This window comes from Sphaerisporangium sp. NPDC049003 (assembly GCF_043197795.1).
Taxonomy (GTDB): Bacteria; Actinomycetota; Actinomycetes; order Streptosporangiales; family Streptosporangiaceae; genus Sphaerisporangium.
Map to the genome: position 1 here is coordinate 72,456 of NZ_JBICTU010000021.1, position 20,148 is coordinate 92,603.

20 protein-coding genes are annotated in these 20,148 nt (G+C 70.2%); 9 read left to right on the forward strand and 11 right to left on the reverse strand.

Annotation, left to right across the window (positions count from 1 at the left end; all coding sequences use genetic code 11):
* Nucleotides 1–7: 7 nt before the first annotated feature.
* The 8 genes from ACGFIV_RS23040 to ACGFIV_RS23075 form a co-directional block, all read right to left on the reverse strand.
* Nucleotides 8–565: an NAD(P)-dependent oxidoreductase gene (locus tag ACGFIV_RS23040; protein WP_358555401.1), complete on the reverse strand. Its 558-nt coding sequence runs from the start codon at nt 563–565 to the stop codon at nt 8–10.
* Between the two features lie 30 nt (nt 566–595).
* On the reverse strand, nt 596–853 hold the full coding sequence (locus ACGFIV_RS23045; RefSeq protein ID WP_358555404.1) for a hypothetical protein: 258 nt from the start codon (nt 851–853) through the stop codon (nt 596–598).
* Nucleotides 854–1,363: 510 nt separating this feature from the next.
* On the reverse strand, nt 1,364–2,134 hold the full coding sequence (locus ACGFIV_RS23050; protein ID WP_358555407.1) for a hypothetical protein: 771 nt from the start codon (nt 2,132–2,134) through the stop codon (nt 1,364–1,366).
* Entirely contained in the window at nt 2,131–2,982 is an 852-nt protein-coding gene (locus ACGFIV_RS23055) for a class I SAM-dependent methyltransferase (RefSeq protein ID WP_358555408.1), read from the reverse strand. The genes ACGFIV_RS23050 and ACGFIV_RS23055 overlap by 4 nt, the downstream gene beginning before the upstream one ends.
* A gap of 34 nt (nt 2,983–3,016) precedes the next feature.
* Nucleotides 3,017–3,535, reverse strand: a complete 519-nt coding sequence (locus ACGFIV_RS23060; RefSeq protein ID WP_358555410.1) for a topology modulation protein — start codon at nt 3,533–3,535, stop codon at nt 3,017–3,019.
* A gap of 99 nt (nt 3,536–3,634) precedes the next feature.
* Nucleotides 3,635–4,294, reverse strand: a complete 660-nt coding sequence (locus ACGFIV_RS23065) for a hypothetical protein (protein WP_358555414.1) — start codon at nt 4,292–4,294, stop codon at nt 3,635–3,637.
* A 250-nt stretch (nt 4,295–4,544) separates the two neighbouring features.
* Nucleotides 4,545–4,904 carry a hypothetical protein gene (locus ACGFIV_RS23070; protein ID WP_358555417.1) on the reverse strand — a complete coding sequence of 120 codons (360 nt, stop codon included), beginning with the start codon at nt 4,902–4,904 and terminating at the stop codon, nt 4,545–4,547.
* Between the two features lie 161 nt (nt 4,905–5,065).
* The gene (locus ACGFIV_RS23075) at nt 5,066–7,111 is read right to left on the reverse strand and encodes a spermidine synthase (RefSeq protein ID WP_358555420.1); all 2,046 of its coding nucleotides are present in this window, start codon (nt 7,109–7,111) and stop codon (nt 5,066–5,068) included.
* A gap of 209 nt (nt 7,112–7,320) precedes the next feature.
* On the opposite strand from ACGFIV_RS23075, the gene ACGFIV_RS23080 reads away from it, so the two are divergent.
* The 4 genes from ACGFIV_RS23080 (at nt 7,321) to ACGFIV_RS23095 (ending at nt 10,502) form a co-directional block, all read left to right on the forward strand.
* A complete protein-coding gene (locus ACGFIV_RS23080; RefSeq protein ID WP_358555423.1) occupies nt 7,321–8,685 on the forward strand; it encodes a S8 family serine peptidase in 1,365 nt (454 codons plus the stop codon).
* Between the two features lie 46 nt (nt 8,686–8,731).
* Complete coding sequence (locus ACGFIV_RS23085; RefSeq protein WP_358555426.1) at nt 8,732–8,968, forward strand: hypothetical protein; 237 nt, start codon at nt 8,732–8,734, stop codon at nt 8,966–8,968.
* A gap of 56 nt (nt 8,969–9,024) precedes the next feature.
* A complete protein-coding gene (locus ACGFIV_RS23090; protein WP_392837542.1) occupies nt 9,025–9,591 on the forward strand; it encodes a nitroreductase family deazaflavin-dependent oxidoreductase in 567 nt (188 codons plus the stop codon).
* A 92-nt stretch (nt 9,592–9,683) separates the two neighbouring features.
* The gene (locus ACGFIV_RS23095; RefSeq protein WP_392837544.1) at nt 9,684–10,502 is read left to right on the forward strand and encodes an ion transporter; all 819 of its coding nucleotides are present in this window, start codon (nt 9,684–9,686) and stop codon (nt 10,500–10,502) included.
* Between the two features lie 11 nt (nt 10,503–10,513).
* Here ACGFIV_RS23095 and rpsD read toward each other — a convergent pair whose 3' ends face one another.
* On the reverse strand, nt 10,514–11,128 hold the full coding sequence (gene rpsD, locus ACGFIV_RS23100; protein WP_392837545.1) for a 30S ribosomal protein S4: 615 nt from the start codon (nt 11,126–11,128) through the stop codon (nt 10,514–10,516).
* Between the two features lie 92 nt (nt 11,129–11,220).
* Between rpsD and ACGFIV_RS23105 the strand changes: the two genes are divergently transcribed.
* Nucleotides 11,221–11,943, forward strand: a complete 723-nt coding sequence (locus ACGFIV_RS23105; protein WP_392837548.1) for a DUF2470 domain-containing protein — start codon at nt 11,221–11,223, stop codon at nt 11,941–11,943.
* A 25-nt stretch (nt 11,944–11,968) separates the two neighbouring features.
* Here the strand turns inward: ACGFIV_RS23105 and ACGFIV_RS23110 are convergent, their stop codons facing one another.
* Nucleotides 11,969–13,204 carry an ROK family transcriptional regulator gene (locus ACGFIV_RS23110; protein ID WP_358555441.1) on the reverse strand — a complete coding sequence of 412 codons (1,236 nt, stop codon included), beginning with the start codon at nt 13,202–13,204 and terminating at the stop codon, nt 11,969–11,971.
* A 307-nt stretch (nt 13,205–13,511) separates the two neighbouring features.
* Here ACGFIV_RS23110 and zwf point away from each other — a divergent pair, with 307 nt between their 5' ends.
* The 4 genes from zwf to eda are packed head-to-tail and all read left to right on the forward strand — an operon-like array spanning nt 13,512 to nt 18,698.
* Complete coding sequence (gene zwf, locus ACGFIV_RS23115; RefSeq protein WP_392837646.1) at nt 13,512–14,993, forward strand: glucose-6-phosphate dehydrogenase; 1,482 nt, start codon at nt 13,512–13,514, stop codon at nt 14,991–14,993.
* Nucleotides 14,990–17,011 (forward strand): phosphogluconate dehydratase, encoded by a 2,022-nt coding sequence (edd, locus tag ACGFIV_RS23120; RefSeq protein WP_392837550.1) that lies wholly within the window; start codon nt 14,990–14,992, stop codon nt 17,009–17,011. Before zwf ends, edd begins: the two co-directional genes overlap by 4 nt.
* On the forward strand, nt 17,008–18,078 hold the full coding sequence (glk, locus tag ACGFIV_RS23125; protein ID WP_358555446.1) for a glucokinase: 1,071 nt from the start codon (nt 17,008–17,010) through the stop codon (nt 18,076–18,078). The genes edd and glk overlap by 4 nt, the downstream gene beginning before the upstream one ends.
* A complete protein-coding gene (gene eda, locus ACGFIV_RS23130; protein ID WP_358555449.1) occupies nt 18,075–18,698 on the forward strand; it encodes a bifunctional 4-hydroxy-2-oxoglutarate aldolase/2-dehydro-3-deoxy-phosphogluconate aldolase in 624 nt (207 codons plus the stop codon). Before glk ends, eda begins: the two co-directional genes overlap by 4 nt.
* On the opposite strand, the gene ACGFIV_RS23135 is transcribed toward eda, so the two are convergent.
* Entirely contained in the window at nt 18,695–20,137 is a 1,443-nt protein-coding gene (locus tag ACGFIV_RS23135) for an MFS transporter (RefSeq protein WP_392837553.1), read from the reverse strand. The two genes, eda and ACGFIV_RS23135, sit on opposite strands and share 4 nt — an antisense overlap.
* Nucleotides 20,138–20,148: the final 11 nt, after the last annotated feature.

Genomic DNA, 20,148 nt, shown 5'->3' on the forward strand with positions numbered 1-20,148 from the left:
CTGTTGCCTATGGGAGCTGTCCCGGCGGCAAGGGTCGCGGCGACAACGTCGGCGACGTAGGTTTGGTCACCGCGTACGGCGAGGCAGGCCGTGGATGGTCGCTCTCCTTGCTCGGAGTGCCGTCGGTGGCTCCGTAGACGCTTGAGGAGGAGGCGACAACGAGTCGCGGCACGCGGAGACGGGTGGCGGCGGCCATTATTCGCTGGGTGGCGAGGACGTTACAGGCAACGTAGTCCCCGAACTGCGGCCCCCAGGAGGGCCGGACACCGGGAATGCCTGCGAGATGGAACACGGTATCGTCGTCGAGCAGGAGAGGTTCTACGGCGCAGGTGAGCAGATCCGCAGTGATCGAGATGAACCCGGGCTGGTTCTGTAGGGCGGCAAGGTTCGTGGTAGCCGCATGATCGGCTTCGGCGTCGCGGCGGTCCACCCCGATCACAGTCACGCCGCGCTGGAGCAACGCCAGCGCCAGGTGGGAGCCGATGAACCCGGCCGTACCGGTGACGACAGCCCGGAACGGTATGCCGGAGCGAGCGCCGCAACGAGATGACAGGGCCTCGTACATTGAAGATCTCCTGCTGGATTGTGGGCGTGGTCAGAAGAACTGGCTGATCAAAGTACGGCCATACGCGACGAGCTGGGAGTCACCGCGCTCATGGCCACGAACCAGGGCGGTGAGCGCTTCTATGACGCCCAACCGAGCCAGGAGATCATGTTCCTCCTCATGCGGCGGCTGCCCGTAGCCGGCGAAGAACTCCCGACGTAGGTGAGGGCTCAGCTTCCAACGACGGTGTTCCAGCCGGGCAAAGTCCCGCACGCGGGCGTCGAGCCGCGCGTGTTCGAAGTCGAGCACGCGCACCACCGCGTCCGGGCCGATGAGCCAGTTCTAGGCTGGTAATCCAGGTGGCAGATCCCAACATCCATGACAGCGATGGCCACGGCATCGGCGCAGCCACGCAGAATGTTCCGCTCGCCTGCGCTGACAGGCTGGCCGCATGCGCTCGCTCGGCCCACCAGCGGATACGTTCGGCCAAACGGGTAAGGACGTCGTCCTCCCGTTCCTCTGGTTCGAACTGGTGGAGGGCATGGAGGGTGGCACCTGCCGCCCGATGAACGTGCCGTTCCGAAGGCGAGCCCGGTGTGATTTCGGCAGCGCTCTTGCCGGGGAGAAAGGTCAGTAGAAGCGAGCAGGTGGCCAGGTCTGCGGCGATCATCTGGGGAGCCAGGTCCCCCAGCTGCATGGTCAAGGTCGCCTGGCGCCGTCCAAGGCCGGTCAGGCCGGTACAGGTGCGCGGGCCGCCGACCAAGCCATCGATGTTGCACTGGGCCTGTCCATGCCGGGTGAAGACGAGTTCCATGACGATCATGCGAGTCCTTCCGGCTCCATTGAGAAGGGCGCCTGCGACCACACGTAGTGATATCCGCCACGTCCCAGGTAAGGAGCGGTGAAGACACGGTGCAGCTCCGCGTGGTCGAGGAGTTGCGCCATGCTGGTGCCGCTCAGCTGGGCGTTGTGTCTTGCGGCTGCCTGGTTGTAAAGGGTGAGCGCGTGCCGGACGGCTGCCGGAGGCAGCATGCCGTACGTCATGGCGAGGGTGACGATGAGCTTGGCCAGGTCGTAGCCGAACGGGGCGAGTGTGAGGTCATCGACATCGACCGCGACTGGGATTCCCCCTTCGGTGATCAGGATGTTTCGCGAGTTGGTGTCCTTATAGAAGGCCGCGGGTCCAGTGGCGCTGGTGTGCAGGAGTCTCTTCGCGCTGGCCAGCTCTTCATCATCAGCCAGGTGACAGCTACGGCGTCGTGCGTCGAGCGAGGCAAGGCGGACAGTGACGAAATCGGCCATCGTGTACCCCGATGTCGTGCGATGGGGCACGTCGAGGCGCGCCTGGTACAGATCGCTTACCCAGGCGGCTCCATGCGCGTCCCCCAAGAGAACGGCGAGCATCGGCAGGTCCTCGACACATGGATGCCGACCATCGATGTAGGTGAAGTCGATGGATGTCACTCCAACCGCTTCGATGGCGGGCTGCCGAAGCGGGCGGACGTGTTCAGCCAGCCAGGTGTGATGTCGTAGGGCCTGCGCGCGTTCCTGAGGGGTTTCATAGGCCTTGGTGAACACGCGGGTTTTCATCGCCGCCCTCCCGGTTGCCGCGCCAGGAGGTAGGTGATGACCGAAGTGGCACTGACCGGCGTGTCTGGCAGCCGCCTGCGCAGCGCGGCGGCGATCGCGGCAGGATCTCCCCGCAGCGCGGCTGGGAGATGGTACTTCGGGCTGGTGGCGAGGTATTCGGCGACATGGTCATAGTCAGTGAAGGTGAAGCCGTGCACTTCGTGTTCCAGGTGCTCGATGGACAGCACCGGTTCGGTCAGGTTTGCCAGGTTGGCGCTGTGCGCCGCCGCGTACAGGCTTTCCCGACACGGGGCATCCGGGTCGAGTCCGGCGGCGGCGACAAGAGCGTCCAGTTCGTGGTAGCTGTCGGCGGATTTGGTGACCAGGATGGTGACGCCGTCCGGAGCCAATACCCGAGCGATCTCGGCGATGACCACCTCCGGCCGCATTGCGTGGTAGAGGCAGAACGCGGCGACGGCCAGGGCGCATGCACCGGTCGGCAGGGGCAGGTGGTGGAAGTCGGCTTGGACGAAGGACACCGCACTGTCCGTGCCGCGCTCAGCACCGAAGCGGATACGGGCAGCCTTCAGCATGGCCGCAGAGACGTCGATGCCGACGAGTCGACGCGGACGCAAGCCCTCGGCCAGAACACGGCTGCTGGTCCCCCGCCCACACCCGAGGTCAGTCACCAACGCCGGCCTGCCGACAGGTAGATGGACAGCGGCCAGGACGGCGATGACGTCGGCGACAGGTCGGCCACGCTTCTTCGCTCGGTGCAGGGCCGACGTGCGGGCGGCCAGCCGGGAGGCGTGCCCGTACAGCTCGCCTTGCGCCGTCGCATCAAGGAACGGGTTACTGGAGACGGTCACCGGATCCGCCTCCCGACGAGGGCGGCGGAGAAAGCTACACCTGGCGGGCGGTGACCTGCTCCAGCCAGTGACGAGTACGACTCCGGCTGGTCAGAAGGATCACCTCGGCGTGCCCGCCGAACTCCCGAATCTTGCCCAGCACGCGGGGCCGCATCCTGCGCCGGTAGGTCGCCACATAGCGCAACACACCCCAGTCGATGCGGTTGTACACCCCATTGCGCTTGTGCTGGCCATGGCCGTACCTGACCTGCCGGGAGAAGATTCCCCATAGCGCCGCCCAGGTCGGCACGTCCATGAGGATCACGGTGTCGCAGGCCTCCAGCCGCACCTGAAGCGTGGAGTTGTAGTTGCCGTCGATCACCCAGCACTCGCCGGCCACCAGGTCGCGTTGGAGTGCCTCGAACTTCTCCTGTGGCAGCGGATTCCAGTCGTCGTCGTAGTAGACAGCGTCCAGGTGGGTCACCGTCACGTCCAAGATCTTGCCCAGTTCGCAGGCAAGGTGGGACTTGCCACTGCCTCCACAGCCGATGATGGCGACCCTCTGCATTCGCATGTCGCTCCACGCTAGTCGAGGCGACGGCCCGCAGTCGCGTGTCGGCCTGGACTCGTTCCCGTACGAAGGACATGCCGCGTACCAGAAGGAGTGAAGGAGTCAACGCGGTCCCCTCCCAGAACCGACCGGCTTCAACGGGACAGGCGATGTGGTGAGCTCGGTCAGCATCACGTGAAGAGCCTCGATCTGGGTGCTCAGCCGAAACAGCTCCATATAGCGCAGGCACTCGGCGATCAGCTCGACGTACCCCTGGCTACCGGCGATGGCGCGTAGATGGGCCAGTTTGCCGATGACATCGGCCCCGCTTCTGACGACCAGCGAAGGAGGCACGAAGCGATCAACGTGCCGGATGTCCGCAGGTGCTAACGGTAGGCATCCGGCCAAAACCGCCTCGAAGATGCGCTGGGTCATCTGTCCAGCCGCCGCATATCGCTGAGGCAGCAACAGCACGGTGGCGAGCGCGCCACCATGCAGTTCCCGCACACGCGGGAAGGGGATGCGGCCGAGAAAGGTGACGTGAGGCCAGCGGCCGGTGTCGGGCCACTTCCCGGCGACCTGGTGAGAGTAGCGTGCGGCAGCGGGCGCGAGGTAGGCGTCGAATTCCTCGTCACGGTCGTACTGGTTACCGACGTAGCAAAGGGTGATCGGCCGCGGGACAGCGGCCAAGATGCGCGGATCGGCACTGTCCAGCAGGATGTCATCGAGCGGGAACAGCAGGCTGCGCGCCCCCGGAGTCGGCGAGAGTGCGGCCTCGCACACGATCACCCCTGGCCGGCGACGCCAGGGGCTGCCGGCGGGAAGCTTCCGGTCTTTGTCCCAGATCACCGTTGGGGTGCGGCGCAGGATGGCGTAGTGGTCAAGAAGGTCGCGCTGCCGGTGAAGGTCACAGGTGTGGCCCGGAGCATCGCAGGGCGTGGTGTTGCGGCCGGAGATGTCCCATCGCCACTCCAGGAACAGCAGGTCGATCCCGGGAAACCGGGGATCGAAGGCGTAGTCGCCCCCGATGTCGTCACCGGCCTCCAGCTACCTCGGTGCTGAGGTAGTGCACGACACTGCTCCGCACGTGTCCGCCACCGAAGCGATTGTCCATCTCGTCGAACATCGCGATCATCGCGTAGACCCGCTCAGCGGGCCCACCGCTCGCGAGCCATTCGGCCAGCGCGGCGGCGATGAATTCCGGGACCCGACCACGGGGGTGCATACCCTGTAACCAACGGGTGACAGATGCCTTGTCGTAGCGCGTGGTCACCCCTTGACGGCTCGCCAGCTCGTTCACCCGACGCGCGAGTGCGCCATGGGAACACCCTGCCTCGGAGAGGATCGCGGCCAGCGTCGCGTTACCCCCAAGTAGTGCCCTTTCACCGCCCATGCGTCGATGATGCCCGCCCACGCGGTGCCCACCCAGTATTCAGGCACGGGTCGGTGCCAATACAACCCCTCGTACAACCGGACAATGCCAGTTTCTTCTGTCATCTGCGATGGCCGAATCAGCGCTCCGATTCGTCGAGCACGCCCCCTCCACCGAAAGCGCTAAAGGGCTCTGGCGGTGCGGGGAAGGAGGGCGAAGGCGCCCAGGTAGAGGAGGCCGGCGACCACCAGGAGGCCCTCGTAGCCGATGACGAGGGCCAGGTATTCGAGGCAGCCGCCGAGGATCGCGCCGAGAAGGTTGGCGCCGAAGGCCACGGTCGCGTCGGCGGTGTCGGCGAAGCGCTTGGCGAAGACCACGTTGGCGGCGAAGATCGGCATGAAGGCCACGACCACCGCCACCAGGGCGCGCAGGGGCAGGGGCAGCCCGAGCAGCCAGGAGTTCGGCACCAGGGCGGCGACCACCAGGCCGCCGAGCAGGATCGCGTACATGACGGGCAGCGGCGGCGTGCGGAAGCGCCGTGTCACCTCCACCGCGGCGAGCACCGCCACGAGCACCCCGGCGAACACGATGGCGTTGACGACCCACGTGGTGCCGAACAGCAGGGCGAAGCCCGTGACGTTCTTGGTCTCCAGCAGCAGGAACGACACGCCGAGCAGGAACAGGTCGGCGTAGGGGCGCATGCGGCGGAACGGACCGGCGACCGCGCGGACCGCGACGATGCTCACCAGCAGGATCAGGCTGAGCGCGATGAGGTAGATGGACGGGATGTCGCGGCCGTGGAGGTAGAGGAACGGGCGGTCGTCCACCGCCGGGGGCGGGGTGTCGGCCTTGGCGCCGGCCCACTCGCCGGCGCAGCGCTGCGCGTCGGCGGTGACCCCGGCGGTGATCACGGCCTGCTGCCCGGAGCCGACCTCGTCCACGCACGGCTTGTGGCCGAAGGCGGCCTGCGCGGTGGAGGCGAGCCGGTCGACCAGCCACTGCTCGCGGTAGTAGTTGTACATCGAGAACGCGCCGCCAGGCTTGAGATGGTCGTGCGCGGCGCGCATGGCCTCCTGGGTGAACAAGTAGCTCTCCAGGCGCAGCGAACTGGCCCCGGACACCAGGGTGAGCGAGTCGGGCAGGGCGAACAGGATGAGGTCGTACTTGCCGTCGGTGCGCTCCAGGAAGGCGCGGCCGTCGGTGATGTGGGTGGTGACGCGCGGGTCGCTGTAGGGCTGGTCGGGGTGGAAGGTGCCGCCGAGCTCACGGAGCTTGGGGTCGATCTCCACCGCGTCCACGTGCTTGGCGCCCTTGGACAGGGCGATGGCCACGTCGGTGCCGCTGCCCGCGCCCACGATGAGCACGTCGTCGAGGCTCGCCGCCGCCGACCGCTCGTACGGCAGGGCGTACTGCCGTTCCCACTGCAGGCGGTTGGCCGCGGGGATCGCCTGCTGGTGCGGGATGCCGTTGACCGCGATGTTCAGGATCGGAACGCCGCTGAAGTCGGCCCGTTCGTACGTCACCTTGTAGTACGGGGACCACAGCGTGCCCGGGCTGACCGTCTCCACGGTGAGGGCGCCGACGACCACCAGGGAGGGAAGGGTGACCAGCCCGAGGTAGCGGATCAGTGAGCGGGGCTGGAGCAGCGCCCCGTAGGCGACGGCGGCGATCAGGCCCCACGCGACCGGGGGCGCGCTCGCGAACGACAGCAGCGAGAACATCGCGATGCCGGTGAGGCTGCCGATGAGGTCGTAGCGGTAGGCCTCCAGCCGGGGAAGCTCGGGGAAGCACCTGCCGACCAGCTCGGCGGGCCCCATCAGCACGAGCGCCGCCGCGGTGAACACCACGGGGAGGATGGCCCAGGCGGGCGGCCCGCTCGTGGACAGGCTGGTGAAGTAGAGCACGCCCTCGGTCTCCCGGTTCACCGTCACCGGGAAGAACAGGACGATCAGCACCAGCACCGCGAGGACGATCGGCGAGTAGTACGGCTGCAGCGTGGTGCGCCCGACGCGGAGGAAGCCCAGTCCTATGCCGAGGAAGGAGCCCAGCAGCACGAAGTTCGTGAAGTAGCTCAGATGCACGATGTTGGAGCCGGTCCAGCGAATCAGCGCCAGCTCAAGGAAGAGCATGAACGCGCTGGCCAGCACCAGTCTCGGCCGCACCGTCAGCCAGTGGTCTCCTCCCGTACCGGAGCCGGGACGGGACGGCATGTCAACCTCGGCGATCATGCGTCTCAACGTAGTCAACCACCGCGTCCGGCGGAAGCCTTACGCGCGACCGCGTTCGGGACGGATGACGCCCGGAAATTTCCCACGATGCTTCGCATGCCTTCGCGGTGAATTACACGTTGACGTGGCATTTCTGCTGGTGGACGCGGTCGTGGCGGATGCAGGAACGTTGTGGCGTCTCGTCTTCGCGATCTCAGGGTGGTGTCCTCATGCGGGTCCTGATCCAGCTCCGTCCCTCCCCCGACGTCGTGGCCGCCGTCGCCGCCCCCGGCCTCGTCGCGACCACCGCCGACGTCACCGACGGCCTTCCCGGGGTCGCGCTCGACCACTCGTTCACCCCGGTCGCGCTCCCGAGGGCCCAGCCCGCCACCCTGGGGGGCGACCCTCTGTCGCTGCACCAGCCGCTGGTCTTCTCCATGGCGCCGGAGGAGGCGTCGGTGCTGGTGAGGGGCGAGATCTCCGACGACGAGGGCTCCGCGCGCCTGGCGCTGCTGCCCGGCGGCCGTCGCGACGTGGTGGGCATCTACGCCGATCCCGTCATCGAGACCAGCCTCACCTGCGGCGGCACCCCTCCCGTGGGCACCTGGCAGGACGTCGCCCGCCTGCTCGACGTGACGCGGCTCCAGTCGGAGGGCTACGACGGCACGGGCGTGGCGCTCGCGGTGTGCGACACCGGCATCAACGCCGCCCATGTGACCCACCAACTGGGCAAAGAGGTCACGATCGACGGCGAACGGAGCTGGACTCCCGGCGGGGTCTCCGGAAAGGCCGGGTCGTTCGCGGTCGACCATGGCACGATGTGCGCCTTCGACGCGCTGATCGCCGCTCCGGCCGCCTCTCTGATCGACGTCCCGGTCCTGCTGTCGCGGCGGCAGGGGGGCACGGCCATCGACGGGCTGCTCTCCGACGCGGTGGCGGCGTTCGCCCACCTGCGCACGGTCCTCGAAGCGCAGCCCGCCGCGACCCGGGCCCTGGTCATCAGCAACAGCTGGGGGTCGTTCTCCCCCGAGTGGGATCTGGCCCCCGGGCAGCCGGGGAACTACTCCGACAACGCGGCCCACCCGTTCAACATAATCGTCGGCAGCCTGGAGCAGGCGGGGGCCGACATCCTGTTCGCGGCCGGCAACTGCGGGTCCGAGTGCAAGGACCGGCGGTGCGCCTACAAGGGCCGTCCCATCGTCGGCGCCAACTCCCACCCGCAGGTCCTGTCCATCGGCGGGGTCGACACCAACGGCGAGCGGGTGGGCTACTCCTCGCAGGGGCCGGGACGGCTGAGCGACCGCAAGCCCGACATCTGCACCTACACGCACTTCTCCGGCTCGAAGGCGTTCGGCGAGGGCCGGCCCGACTCGGGCACCTCGGCGGCCTGCCCGGTGGCGGCCGGGCTCGTCGCCGCGATCCGCACCCGCTGGCCCGCCTCCCGGCTTTCCCCTGGGCAGCTCCGCACGCTGCTTCACCGCACCGCCGACGATCGCAGCGACGTGGGCTTCGACTACGACTACGGCTACGGCATCGCCGACACCACGGCGGTCCTGCGGGCGCTCGAACGACGGGCGGTGCGCGGCGCGCTGTGAGATGCCCTGCGCGTACCGGGGCCGGGCGGCGCGTAGCGTGGGGGGCATGGTCCTGGTCACGGTACAGCTCCCGCCGAAGGCGACCCTCGAACAGGCCATGCGGCAACTGGGCCTGAACGAGGACGAGGTGGACACCGCCTACGGCCTGGTCCCGCTCGACCCCGCCCAGGGCCTCTACGCGCTGCGCGTCACCGAGGACGCCGGCGACCGCGTCACCCCGGCGGACGGCGGCCCGTACGCGGACCCCCCGATCGAGCCGTACGGCCCGCCCGCCGACCTTTGACCGAGCGGTACGGCCCGCCCGCAGACCTTTGACCGAGCGCTTGCTAGGGGTTAGCCTTGGCCGGGCCGACGAGGGCCGGAGCCGGACACGAGGTCGCCATGGTGCAGCAGCCGTCCAGCGGCGGGGTCATGCGGCGCGTCAGCGTCGCGCTCCGCCCGTTCTTCCGCCGGCTCGCGACCAGCCGGGGATTCTCCCTGGTGGCGCCCAAGATCGTCCCTCCCCTCGACCGGTTCCTCAACCGGGTCAGCGGAGGTCGTCTCCTGCTGGGCGACCAGATGATCCCCCACCTGCTGCTGACCACGACCGGCAGCAAGAGCGGCGAGCCCCGCCGGTCCCCGCTCGCCTGCCTGCCCGAGGAGGGCGGCGCGTTCCTGGTGGTCGGGAGCAACTTCGGCAAGGAGCGCCACCCGGCCTGGAGCGGCAACCTCATCAAGACGCCGCGGGCCACGGTCACCTTCCGGGGGCGCGTGATCCCGGTGACGGGCCACCTGCTCGCCGGGACCGACCGCGAGCGGGCGTGGGAGGCTCTCACCCGCCACTGGCCGGTGTACGAGGACTACACCGGAAGCTCCGACCGGGAGTTCCGCGTCTTCCGCCTCTCCCCCCGGACGGGCACCCCATAGGGTCCCGCGCACGCGGGCGCACCGCGAGACTCCCGTGGAGACCCTAGGATCTTGCGCATTCCGATCTTCTGAGTTCAGGAGTGCTCATCCCCATGCGTGATCGTGTACGTCAGGCCCTCGAATCGACGTGGTTCCAGCGCGCGATCATCACCGTCATCGTGGTCAACGCGGCGACCCTGGGCCTGGAGACCTCGCCCTCGATACTCGCGTCGTACGGCACCGTGCTCCACATTGTCGACCACGCCGCGCTGTACGTGTTCGTCGCCGAGCTGCTGGCGAAGATGTACGCCGACCGGGCGCGCTTCGTGCGCGACCCGTGGAACCTCTTCGACACCGTCATCGTGGCCGTCTCGCTCCTGCCGGCGGCCGGTGGGCTGTCGGTGCTGCGCGCCCTGCGGATCCTGCGGGCGCTGCGGCTGATCTCGGTGGTGCCGAGCCTGCGCCGGGTGGTGTCGGCGCTGCTCAGCGCGGTTCCCGGCATGGCCTCGATCGCCCTGTTGCTGGCCCTTGTGCTCTACGTGGCCTCGGTGATGGGCACCAAGCTGTACGGGGCGGCCTCCCCCGACTACTTCGGCGACCTGCCGACGTCGCTGTTCACGCTGTTCCAGACGATGACCGGGGACGGCTGGTCGGACATCAACCGGGACGTCATGGAGCACCACCCGTCGGCGTGGGTGTTCTTCGTGATATTTGTGCTGATCTGCACGTTCGTCGTGCTGAACCTGTTCATCGCCGTCGTCGTGAGCGCGATGGAGGAGGAGCACCAGCGGGAGCGCGGCGAGAGCGCGCCCCCCGGACTGCCCGGCGAACTGGCCGCCGAGCTGGCCGCCGAGCTGGCCGCGCTGCGCGCCGAGATCGCGGCGCTGCGCGAGGCCATGCCCACTCCCGAGAGCGCCTCCTCCATGCGCTGACGCGGCTCGGCTCAGCGGGAGTAGTGCTCGACGACGAGCTGCTCGTCCACAAGGACGGGGACCTGCTGACGCTCGGGCGTGCTGAGCAGCGTGAAGGTCAGCTCGCGCAGGTCCACGTCCAGGTAGGGCGCCGTGATCTCGTCGGCGTAGGTGCCCTCGGCCGCCGCCACGAACGGCTGCATGGCGCGCGACCTGGGCCGTACGGCGACGGTCTGGCCGGGCCGTACGAGATAGCTGGGGATGTCGACCTTGCGCCCGTCCACGGTGATGTGGCCGTGGTTGACGTACTGGCGGGCAGCGTAGATGGACGGGGCGAGCCCCGAGCGGAGCACCAGCGAGGCGAGGCGGCTCTCCAGCAGCGAGACCAGCTCGGCGCCCGAGCGCCCCGGCCGGCGCTGGGCGAGGCCCCAGTACCTCCTCATCTGCTTCTCGGAGACGTCGTAGTACCAGCGCAGCTTCTGCTTCTCCATCCGCCGCAGGCTGTAGTCGCCCGCGGCGCGGCGGTTGGTCTTGCGGCCGTGCTCGCCCGGCGGGTAGGGCCGCTGCTCGAAGTAGCGCACGGCCTTTCTGGTCAACGGAAGGCCTGCCCGCCTGGACAGGCGCACTTTCGGTCCGGTGTAGCGCACGATGACCTCGCTGTGATTAGGTATGCCTAAGTAAGGGAAGCCTAACCTTAAATCGCCGTGTGACGCGAACTCGAACCCAAGGAGCCGACGCCATGCACGTGACGGTCCCCCCTATCTCCGAACGTATCCGGAGCCTCGCCACGGCCTCCGCGCCGACCCACGTCTCGCTGGACGGCTCGGCCCACGCCGCCCGGGGCGGGGTCGACGCCGCCGGCCGGCCGCTCCTGCTGGTCAAGCCAGGCGAGCCTCTGCACGCCATCCCCGCCTCCGACGACGTGGTCGTCACCGTCGACCTCGCCGCCACCCGCACCCTGGGCGGGATCGACCACCCCCGCGGCCTGCTCAAGGTGCACGGCTGGGCGCAGGCCGTGCCCGCGGACCAGGCCAGGGACGCGGCCGTGGCCGTGGCGGGGCGCTGCCCGGACGAGGCGCTGTTCGCGGCCGTCGAGGGAGACCCCCGCGGCCCCCGCCTGTTCCGCGTCGACGTCGGCTACGTGATCTACCTGACAGGCCAGGAGTCGGGGATGCTGGACGCCGAGGACTACCTCGGCGCCGGACCAGACCCGTTCCTCGACGCGGCCGAGCGCATCCTGCGCCACGTGAACGAGTCCCACCGCGACCAGCTCCACCGGGCCGTCCAGACCATGCTGGGCGAGCCCGCGCCGGAGGTCTGGCTGTGGGAGCTCGACCGCTACGGCGTGACCGTGCGCTCGGGCATCGAGGACCCCACGCTCATCCGGGTGCCCTGGCCCTCACCGGTCGACGGCCCCGAGGCTCTGGAGCAGGCCCTGAGCTGCCTGATATGCACCCACTGACCACACCGCCCGGCCGCCTCCCCGCCTAACCGGCCGAGCCCACCGGGTGGGGCGGCCACGCGGAATGGGCCGCCTCGAACGGCCCCGTGCCGTCGATGGAGGCGTCGACCACCTCCGGGGCCAGGATGTGGTCGATCACCATGACCGCGCAGCCGGTGATGCCCGCGCCGGCGCCGAGGCGGCTGCGCTCGATGCGCAGGCTCCGGGTGGACAGCGCCGTGGAGCGCCGGTAGACCACCTCGCGGACGCTGGAGACCAGCGGCTGGAAGTTCTCCGCGACGTCGCCGCCGAGGACCACCACGGCGGGGTTGAGCAGGTTGACCGCGCTCGCGATCACCTCCCCGAGCAGCCGTCCGGCCCTGCGCACGACGGTCATGGTCTCGGCGTCACCCGCGCGCACCAGCGTGACCACGTCCGCCAGCGAGGAGACCTCCCGGCCCCGCGCCCGAAGGTCGCGCAGGATCGCGGTGCCGCTGGCCACCGAGTCGACGCAGTCGACGTTGCCGCACCGGCACAGCACTCCCCCGCCGTCGCGCACGGGGATGTGGCCGATCTCCCCGGCCGCGCCGAGCGCCCCGCGCAGGATCTCGCCCCCGGCGATCACCCCGGCGCCGATGCGGGTCGACACCTTCACGAACAGCAGGTCGGCGACCTCCCGCGCGTACGCCTCGCGGTACTCGCCCATGGCGATGACGTTCACGTCGTTGTCCACGAAGACGGGCACCGGGTAGCGCGCCGAGATGAGCGGCGGGATGACCACGCCGGTCCAGCTCGCCATCACGCGCGCGCTCTCGGTGCGCCCCGCCGCGAACTCGACGGTCGCGGGCACGCCGAGCCCGACGCCCCGCACGTCCGACATCGGCCGGTCTCCCAGCAGGTCGGCCCAGACGTCCATCAGCAGCGGCAGCACCACGCCGGGGCCGCGCTCGACGTCGATCTCCAGGTCGGTGCGGGCCAGCTCGCGACCCGCGAGGTCGCACAGGGCGATCTGCGTACGGCTGGCGCCCAGCGAGGCGACGAGCACCACCCCGCCCGCCGCGTTGAAGGCGAGCCTGGCCGGGGGCCGGCCGCCGGTGGAGGGACCCTCGGTGTCCTCCACGACCAGGCCGCGTTCGAGGAGGCCGGCCACGCGCAGCGCCACGGCCGGGCGCGACAGCCCGGTGACCCTGCCGATGTCCGCCCTCGTGACCGCCTCACCGGTGCGGATGAGGTGGAGCACCTCGCCGCCGCTGGCGAGCGCGGACGCTGATCGTCGACCCATCGGCCAAGTCAATCACACCTCTTTTGTAATCTTAAGTTCCTAAGCTCCTCATCTTAAATGCCAAAACTGCGGTTGTGTGTGACCAAAGATCGGGCTAGTGTCCGGTCTGTCCTTAGTTGGTAGATCTACGGAGCTTTCCCCCGTGCCTGAGCCCGCACCCCCGACCGCGTTCGCGCCCTCCACCGCGCCGTCGACCGCGCCGTCGACCGTGCCGTCGACGCTGTCTATGCCGTCGATGCCCTCGATGGCGTCCGCGCCTTCCGCCCCGCCGGCGGCCTCCGCTGATCCCGGGCCCTCCGCCCCGGCGGTGTCCGGGCGCACCACGGCGCACGTGGCCGACCTGATCGTGTTCGGCGGCACCGGCGACCTCTCGATGCGGAAGCTGCTCCCCGCCCTGTATCACAGCGACCGCGACGGCCGGCTCGCGCCGGAGACCCGCATCATCGCCATGTCGCGAGGCGGGCTCACCGATACCGACTTCCGCGGCAAGGTCGAGGCCGAGGTACGGCCCGGCCTGCACGCCGGCGACGCCGAGGGATGGGACCGGTTCCTCCGGCGGCTCCACCACGTGTCCGTCGACGTGGGCGGCCCCGACCACGCCGGCTGGAGCGCGCTCACCCACCTGCTCGCCGGCAGGGAGAACACCGCGAGGATCTTCTATCTGGCAAGCCCGCCGATGACCTTCGGCCCGTTCTGCAGGGGCGCGCACGAGGCGGGCCTGGTGACCCCGCTCTCCCGGGTGGTGCTGGAGAAGCCCCTCGGCCGCGACCTGGCGGGCGCGCGGCGCATCAACGACGAGGTCGGCGCCATCTTCCAGGAGCACCAGATCTTCCGTATCGACCACTACCTGGGCAAGGAAACCGTCCAGAACCTGCTCGTGCTGCGCTTCGCCAACGCGTTCCTGGAGCCGATCTGGAACTCCCTGTGGATCGACCACGTCCAGATCACCGCGGCGGAGTCGGTCGGCACGCCGGGGCGGCGGGGGTACTACGACCACGCGGGCGCGCTGCGCGACATGGTGCAGAACCACCTGCTCCAACTGTTGTGCCTGGTCGCGATGGAGCCGCCGTCACGCAACGACCGCGAGTCCATCCGCGACGAGAAGGTCAAGATCCTTCAGTCCCTCCGGCCGATCTCCGGCACTGAGGCCGACCGGTTCACCGTGCGGGGGCAGTACGTCGCCGGGGAGTCGCGCGGGCAGGCCGTCCCCGGCTACCTCGACGAGCCCGACCAAACCGCGCCCACCGACGCGTCGCGCCGCGTGGAGACCTTCACCGCCATCCGCGCGGAGGTGAAGAACTGGCGCTGGGCGGGCGTGCCCTTCTACCTGCGCACCGGCAAGAGGATGCCCTACCGCCGCTCGGAGATCGTCGTCCAGTTCAAGGACGTGCCCCACTCGATCTTTCCCGGGGGCGGCCCCAACCGGCTGGTGCTGCGCCTCCAGCCGAGCGAGGGCATCCACCTGCACATCATGGCCAAGGAGCCGGGCGCGGGCGAGGTCGTCCCCCGGCCCGTCCCGCTCAGCCTGAGCTTCGCCGACACCTTCCGCACCCGCGTGCCCGAGGCGTACGAGCGCCTGCTCATGGACGTCCTGTCGGGCAACCCGACCCTGTTCATGCGGCGCGACGAGGTCGAGGCGGCCTGGAGCTGGATCGATCCCATCATCGCTACCTGGGAGTCGTCGGCGGCGCTCCCCGAGACCTACCCTGCCGGTACGAGCGGACCGGCCGCCGCCCACGAACTGCTCGGCCGCAGCGGCCGCGCCTGGCACGAGGAGGACCTGCCATGAACCGCACCGTACAGGAGGTCACCGAGCGCCTCGCCCAACGCAGCCTTCGCAGCCGCACGGCCTACCTTGAGCGCGTCGGCGCCGCCGCGAGCGAGGCCAGGGAGCGGGGGCCGGCCCGCGCGAGCCTCGGCTGCGCCAACCTCGCCCACGGCTTCGCCGCCTGCTCGCCCGGCGACAAGCTGGCCCTGCGCGGGAACGAGAGGCCCGGCGTCGCGATCGTGTCGGCGTACAACGACATGCTGTCGGCGCACCAGCCGTACGAGACCTACCCGGCGATCCTGAAGGACGCCGTGCGCGAGGCGGGCGGCGTGGCGCAGTTCGCGGGCGGCGTCCCGGCGATGTGCGACGGCGTCACCCAGGGCCGCGCGGGCATGGAGTTGTCGCTCTACAGCCGGGAGGTCATCGCGATGGCCACGGCGATCGCGCTCTCGCACGACATGTTCGACGGCTCGCTGCTGCTCGGCGTCTGCGACAAGATCGTGCCGGGGCTGCTGATCGGCGCGCTGCACTTCGGGCACCTGCCCGCGATCTTCGTGCCGGCCGGGCCCATGCCCTCCGGGCTGCCCAACAAGGTGAAGGCGCGCACCCGCCAGCTCTTCGCCGAGGGCAAGATCGGCCGGGGCGCGATGCTGGACGCGGAGGCCGCGTCCTACCACTCCCCGGGGACCTGCACGTTCTACGGCACCGCCAACTCCAACCAGGTGCTCATGGAGGTCATGGGCCTGCACCTGCCGGGCGCGACGTTCGTCAACCCCGGCACCGAGCTGCGCGAGGGTCTCACCCGCGCCGCGGCGAGGCGTGTGGTCGAGATCACCGCGCACGGGGAGGAGTACACCCCGGTCGCCGAGGTCGTCGACGAGAAGGCCCTGGTCAACGCGGCCGTGGCGCTGCTCGCCACCGGCGGCTCGACCAACCACACCATGCACCTGGTCGCCATCGCCGCCGCGGCCGGCATCGAGCTGCTCTGGGACGACCTGGCCGCGCTCTCGTCGGTCGTCCCCTTGCTGACCCGGATGTACCCCAACGGCCAGGCGGACGTGAACCACTTCCAGGCGGCGGGCGGCATGCAGGTGCTGATGGGCGACCTGCTCGACGCCGGGCTCCTCCACGAGGACGTGCTGACGGTCGCCGGGTGCGGACTCGGCCTCTACCGGGGCGGGCCGGAGCTGACGGAGACCGGGGTCGTCTGGGAGGAGCGGGCCACGCGGAGCGCCGACCTCGACGTGCTGCGCCCGGTCGCCGAGCCGTTCTCGGCCGACGGCGGCATCCACATGCTCAGCGGGAACCTCGGCCGCGCGGTCAGCAAGGTGTCGGCGGTCAACCCCGAGCACCAGGTGATCGAGGCCCCCGCCAAGGTCTTCGACGACCAGTCCGAGCTGCTGGCGGCGTTCGCGGCGGGCGAGCTGGACGCGCAGGACTTCGTCGCGGTGATCCGCTACCAGGGTCCGAGCGCCAACGGCATGCCGGAGCTGCACAAGCTGACCCCGCCGCTCGCCGTGCTGCTGGACCGGGGGCAGCGGGTCGCGCTCGTCACCGACGGCCGCATGTCCGGGGCGTCGGGCAAGGTGCCCGCGGCCATCCACCTGTCCCCGGAGGCGGCGGACGGCGGCCCGATCTCGCTGGTCAGGGACGGCGACCCGATCCGGCTCGACGCGAGGACGGGCACGCTGGACATCCTGATCCCCGAGGCCGAGCTGGCCGCCCGGACACCCGAGGGCCGGCCGCTGCGTGACGACGAGTGGGTGGGCACCGGCCGCGAGCTGTTCGCCGCCTTCCGCCGCGCGGCGGGTCCCGCCGAGCGCGGCGCCGGCATCTTCGCCCTCAACGGCGCGGAGGGTCGTGAGGGGGTCCTCACCTTCGACGACGCGGAAAGCCGTCTCGTCCTCGACGGCCCGGAAGCCCGTACGGAGGCCCTCGTCCTTGACGGCGCTGAAAGCCGTACGGAGGTCTTCTCCCTCGACGGCGCGGAAGGCCGTACGGAGGCCCTCGTTTCCGGCGGCGTGGAGGGGCGCGCGTGAGCCCGATCCCCCTTCCGTCCCCGCAGAGCCCCTGGCTGGTCGCCGACGTCGGCGGCACCAACGCGCGCTTCGGGCTGGTCACCCGGCCCGGCGGGCGTCCCGGCAGGGTCACCGTGCTGGCCGGGGCCGAGTACGACGGCCTGCCGGACGCGGTGCGCTCCTACCTCGACGACCACGCCGGAGGGGTGCGGGCCTCCGCCGCGTGCCTCGCGATCGCCGGCCCGGTGAACGCCGACCGCTACCGCCTGACCAACACCGGCTGGACCGGCTCAGTCGGCGAGCTGGACATCCCGCACGTCGAGCTGCTCAACGACTTCGAGGCGCTGGCGCTGGCCCTGCCGCACCTCGCCGCCGGCGATCTGGCCTCGCTCGGCGGCCCGCCCCCGGCGCCGGACATGGTGAAGGCGGTGCTCGGTCCCGGCACCGGGCTGGGCGTCGCCGGGCTGGTCCCCGTGGGGGACGGCTGGGTGCCCGTGCCGGGCGAGGGCGGCCACGTCGCGGTGCCCGCCGTCACCGGCCTGGAGATCGAGGTCGTACGGGCGCTGCGGGCCGACGGCATGTCGTTCGTGGACGCCGAGCACCTGCTGTCCGGCCCCGGGCTCGTACGGCTGCGCCACGGGCTCGCGCTGGTGAACGGCACCCCCGTGGCCCCGCTCCCCGCCTCGGAGATCGTGGCGCGGGTGGACGATTCGCTGTGCGCGCGTACGGTTGAAGTGTTCTGTGGTCTTCTGGGGAGCTTCGCGGCTAATGTCGCTCTCACGTTGGGCGCACGCGGCGGGGTGTATCTCGGGGGTGGGATCGTGCCGAGGATCGTCAGGCGCATCCAGGAGAGCGACTTCCGGCGCCGGTTCGAGGCGAACCTCGTGCTGTCCGACTACCTGAGCGAGATCGCGACCACGGTGATCGTGGCCGAGCAGCCCGCGCTGACCGGCGCGGGGGCCTGGCTCGCCCGGCGCGTGACGGGGCGGGAGCCCGCCGTCGCCTCCCCCCGAACACCCGTCACCCCCGAAACGTCGCTTAGCCCTGCAACGTCGGTTACCCCTGCAACAAGGAGCGCGGCCCCGTGACCATCCTCGATCTCGCCCCTGTCGTCCCGGTCGTCGTGATCGACGACGTGGAGACGGCGGTCCCGCTCGCCCGGGCGCTTGTGGCGGGCGGCCTTCCCGTCATCGAGGTGACGCTGCGCACGTCCTGCGCCCTCGACGCCATCGCGCGGATCGCCGCCGAGGTCCCGGACGCCGTGATCGGCGCGGGCACGGTCAGGACCCCGGCCGACGTCGCGGCGTCCACCGGCGCGGGCGCCCGGTTCCTGGTCAGCCCCGGCAGCACGCCGGCCCTCGTGGACGCGATGCTGGACAGCGGCGTGCCTTTCCTGCCGGGCGCGGCGACCGCGTCCGAGGTCCTGGCGCTCGCCGAGCGCGGGCTGACCGAGCTGAAGTTCTTCCCCGCCGGGCCCGCCGGCGGCGTCGCCTACCTCAAGGCCCTCGCCGGGCCGATCCCGGAGGTACGGTTCTGCCCGACGGGCGGCATCCGCCTGGAGACGGCTCCCGAGTACCTGGCGCTGCCGAACGTCGGCTGCGTCGGCGGCACCTGGCTGACCCCGGCCGACGCGCTCGCCTCCGGCGACTACTCCCGGATCGAGAAGCTCGCCTCGGAGGCCGCCGCCCTGCGGACCCGTACGAGCTAGCCGGCGTCGCGCATCGACAGGGGCGGCGCGAGGTGCTCCAGCGACCTGCGCTCGGCGTCCACCGCGAGGACGAGCGCGACCAGCCCGGCGAACACCATCATGGCGGCGGCGAACAGGTAACCGTAGAAAAGCCTGGTCGGATCCGGATGGTCGCGGTCGCCGATGAGCGCGCCGAAGATCGTCGGGCCGAGGGCCCCGAACGTCTGGGCCACCGCGAAGAACAGCGCGATCGCCAGCGCCCTGATCTCCAGGGGGAACAGCTCGCTGACGGTCAGGTAGCCCGAACTGGCCGCCGCCGAGGCGATGAAGAAGATCACCGACCAGAGCAGCGTCTGCGTGGTCGCGGTGAGCATGCCCTCCTTGAACAGCCACCCCGTGACCGCGAGCAGCGTCCCGGAGACGATGTAGGTGCTGGAGATCATCACCCTGCGGCCGAGCGTGTCGAACAGGCGCCCGAGGAGCAGCGGCCCGGCGAGGTTGCCGAGCGCGAACGCGAAGAGGTACTTCGAGGCGTCATGGGGGGTCACGCCGTAGAACGTGCTCAGCACCAGGACATAGGTGAAGAAGATCGCGTTGTACAGGAACGACTGGCTGATCATCAGGGTCGCGCCGAGGAACGTGCGCCTCGGGTACTCCCGCAGGAGCACCCGGGCGATCTCCCGGTACGACGGGGCTCCGTGCGGGCGGAACTCCATGGCGCGGCCCTCGTCCACCGGGGCGAGCGGCGCTCCGCCGTTCTCGACGGCGGCCTCGATCTCGGCGGTGGTGCGCTCGGCATCCTCCTGCCTGCCGTGCGTGAGCAGCCAGCGCGGGCTCTCGGGAAGGTGGCGGCGCAGCACCCAGATGGCCACCCCGAGCAGCGGCCCGATCAGCAGCCCGAGCCGCCAGCCCAGGTTGATGGGGAAGACGGCCGGGTTGAGCAGCACGTACGTGCTCGCCGTGCCAATCATGGCGCCCAGCCAGTACGTGCCGCTCACGGCGAGGTCGACCCTGCCCCGGTAGTGCGAGGGGATCAGCTCGTCGATCGCCGAGTGGATCGCGGAGTACTCACCGCCGATGCCCGCCCCGGACCAGAACCTGAAGAACAGCAGGAAGGCCAGGTTGGGCGAGAAGGCGGTGATCCCGTTCGCGACCAGGTAGAGCCCGAGCGTCAGGATGAACAGCCTGCGCCTGCCGAACCGGTCGGACAGCCGCCCGAACACCAGCGCCCCGATCACCTCGCCGACCAGGTAGACGGTCGCGGTGATCCCCACCTCGACCGCCGACAGCCCGAGGGTGCGGCTGTCCTCCAGCACCGACCCGACCGCGCTGGCGATCGTGATCTCCATCCCGTCCAGCACCCACGCGACCCCGAGCGCGGCCACGAACCGCGTGTGGAACCGCGACCACGGCAACCGATCGAGCCGCGCGGGCACCAGACTCCGGACGACCGTCTCCATGGTCACTCAGC

Bases quoted from the DNA above. Each gene is read 5' to 3' on its own strand.
- ACGFIV_RS23040 (WP_358555401.1), bottom strand. From the start codon at position 565: ATGTACGAGGCCCTGTCATCTCGTTGCGGCGCTCGCTCCGGCATACCG.
- ACGFIV_RS23050 (WP_358555407.1), bottom strand. From the start codon at position 2,134: ATGAAAACCCGCGTGTTCACCAAGGCCTATGAAACCCCTCAGGAACGC.
- ACGFIV_RS23060 (WP_358555410.1), bottom strand. From the start codon at position 3,535: ATGCGAATGCAGAGGGTCGCCATCATCGGCTGTGGAGGCAGTGGCAAG.
- ACGFIV_RS23070 (WP_358555417.1), bottom strand. From the start codon at position 4,904: ATGGGCGGTGAAAGGGCACTACTTGGGGGTAACGCGACGCTGGCCGCG.
- ACGFIV_RS23075 (WP_358555420.1), bottom strand. From the start codon at position 7,111: ATGATCGCCGAGGTTGACATGCCGTCCCGTCCCGGCTCCGGTACGGGA.
- ACGFIV_RS23080 (WP_358555423.1), top strand. From the start codon at position 7,321: ATGCGGGTCCTGATCCAGCTCCGTCCCTCCCCCGACGTCGTGGCCGCC.
- ACGFIV_RS23085 (WP_358555426.1), top strand. From the start codon at position 8,732: ATGGTCCTGGTCACGGTACAGCTCCCGCCGAAGGCGACCCTCGAACAG.
- ACGFIV_RS23095 (WP_392837544.1), top strand. From the start codon at position 9,684: ATGCGTGATCGTGTACGTCAGGCCCTCGAATCGACGTGGTTCCAGCGC.
- ACGFIV_RS23105 (WP_392837548.1), top strand. From the start codon at position 11,221: ATGCACGTGACGGTCCCCCCTATCTCCGAACGTATCCGGAGCCTCGCC.
- ACGFIV_RS23110 (WP_358555441.1), bottom strand. From the start codon at position 13,204: ATGGGTCGACGATCAGCGTCCGCGCTCGCCAGCGGCGGCGAGGTGCTC.
- edd (WP_392837550.1), top strand. From the start codon at position 14,990: ATGAACCGCACCGTACAGGAGGTCACCGAGCGCCTCGCCCAACGCAGC.
- ACGFIV_RS23135 (WP_392837553.1), bottom strand. From the start codon at position 20,137: ATGGAGACGGTCGTCCGGAGTCTGGTGCCCGCGCGGCTCGATCGGTTG.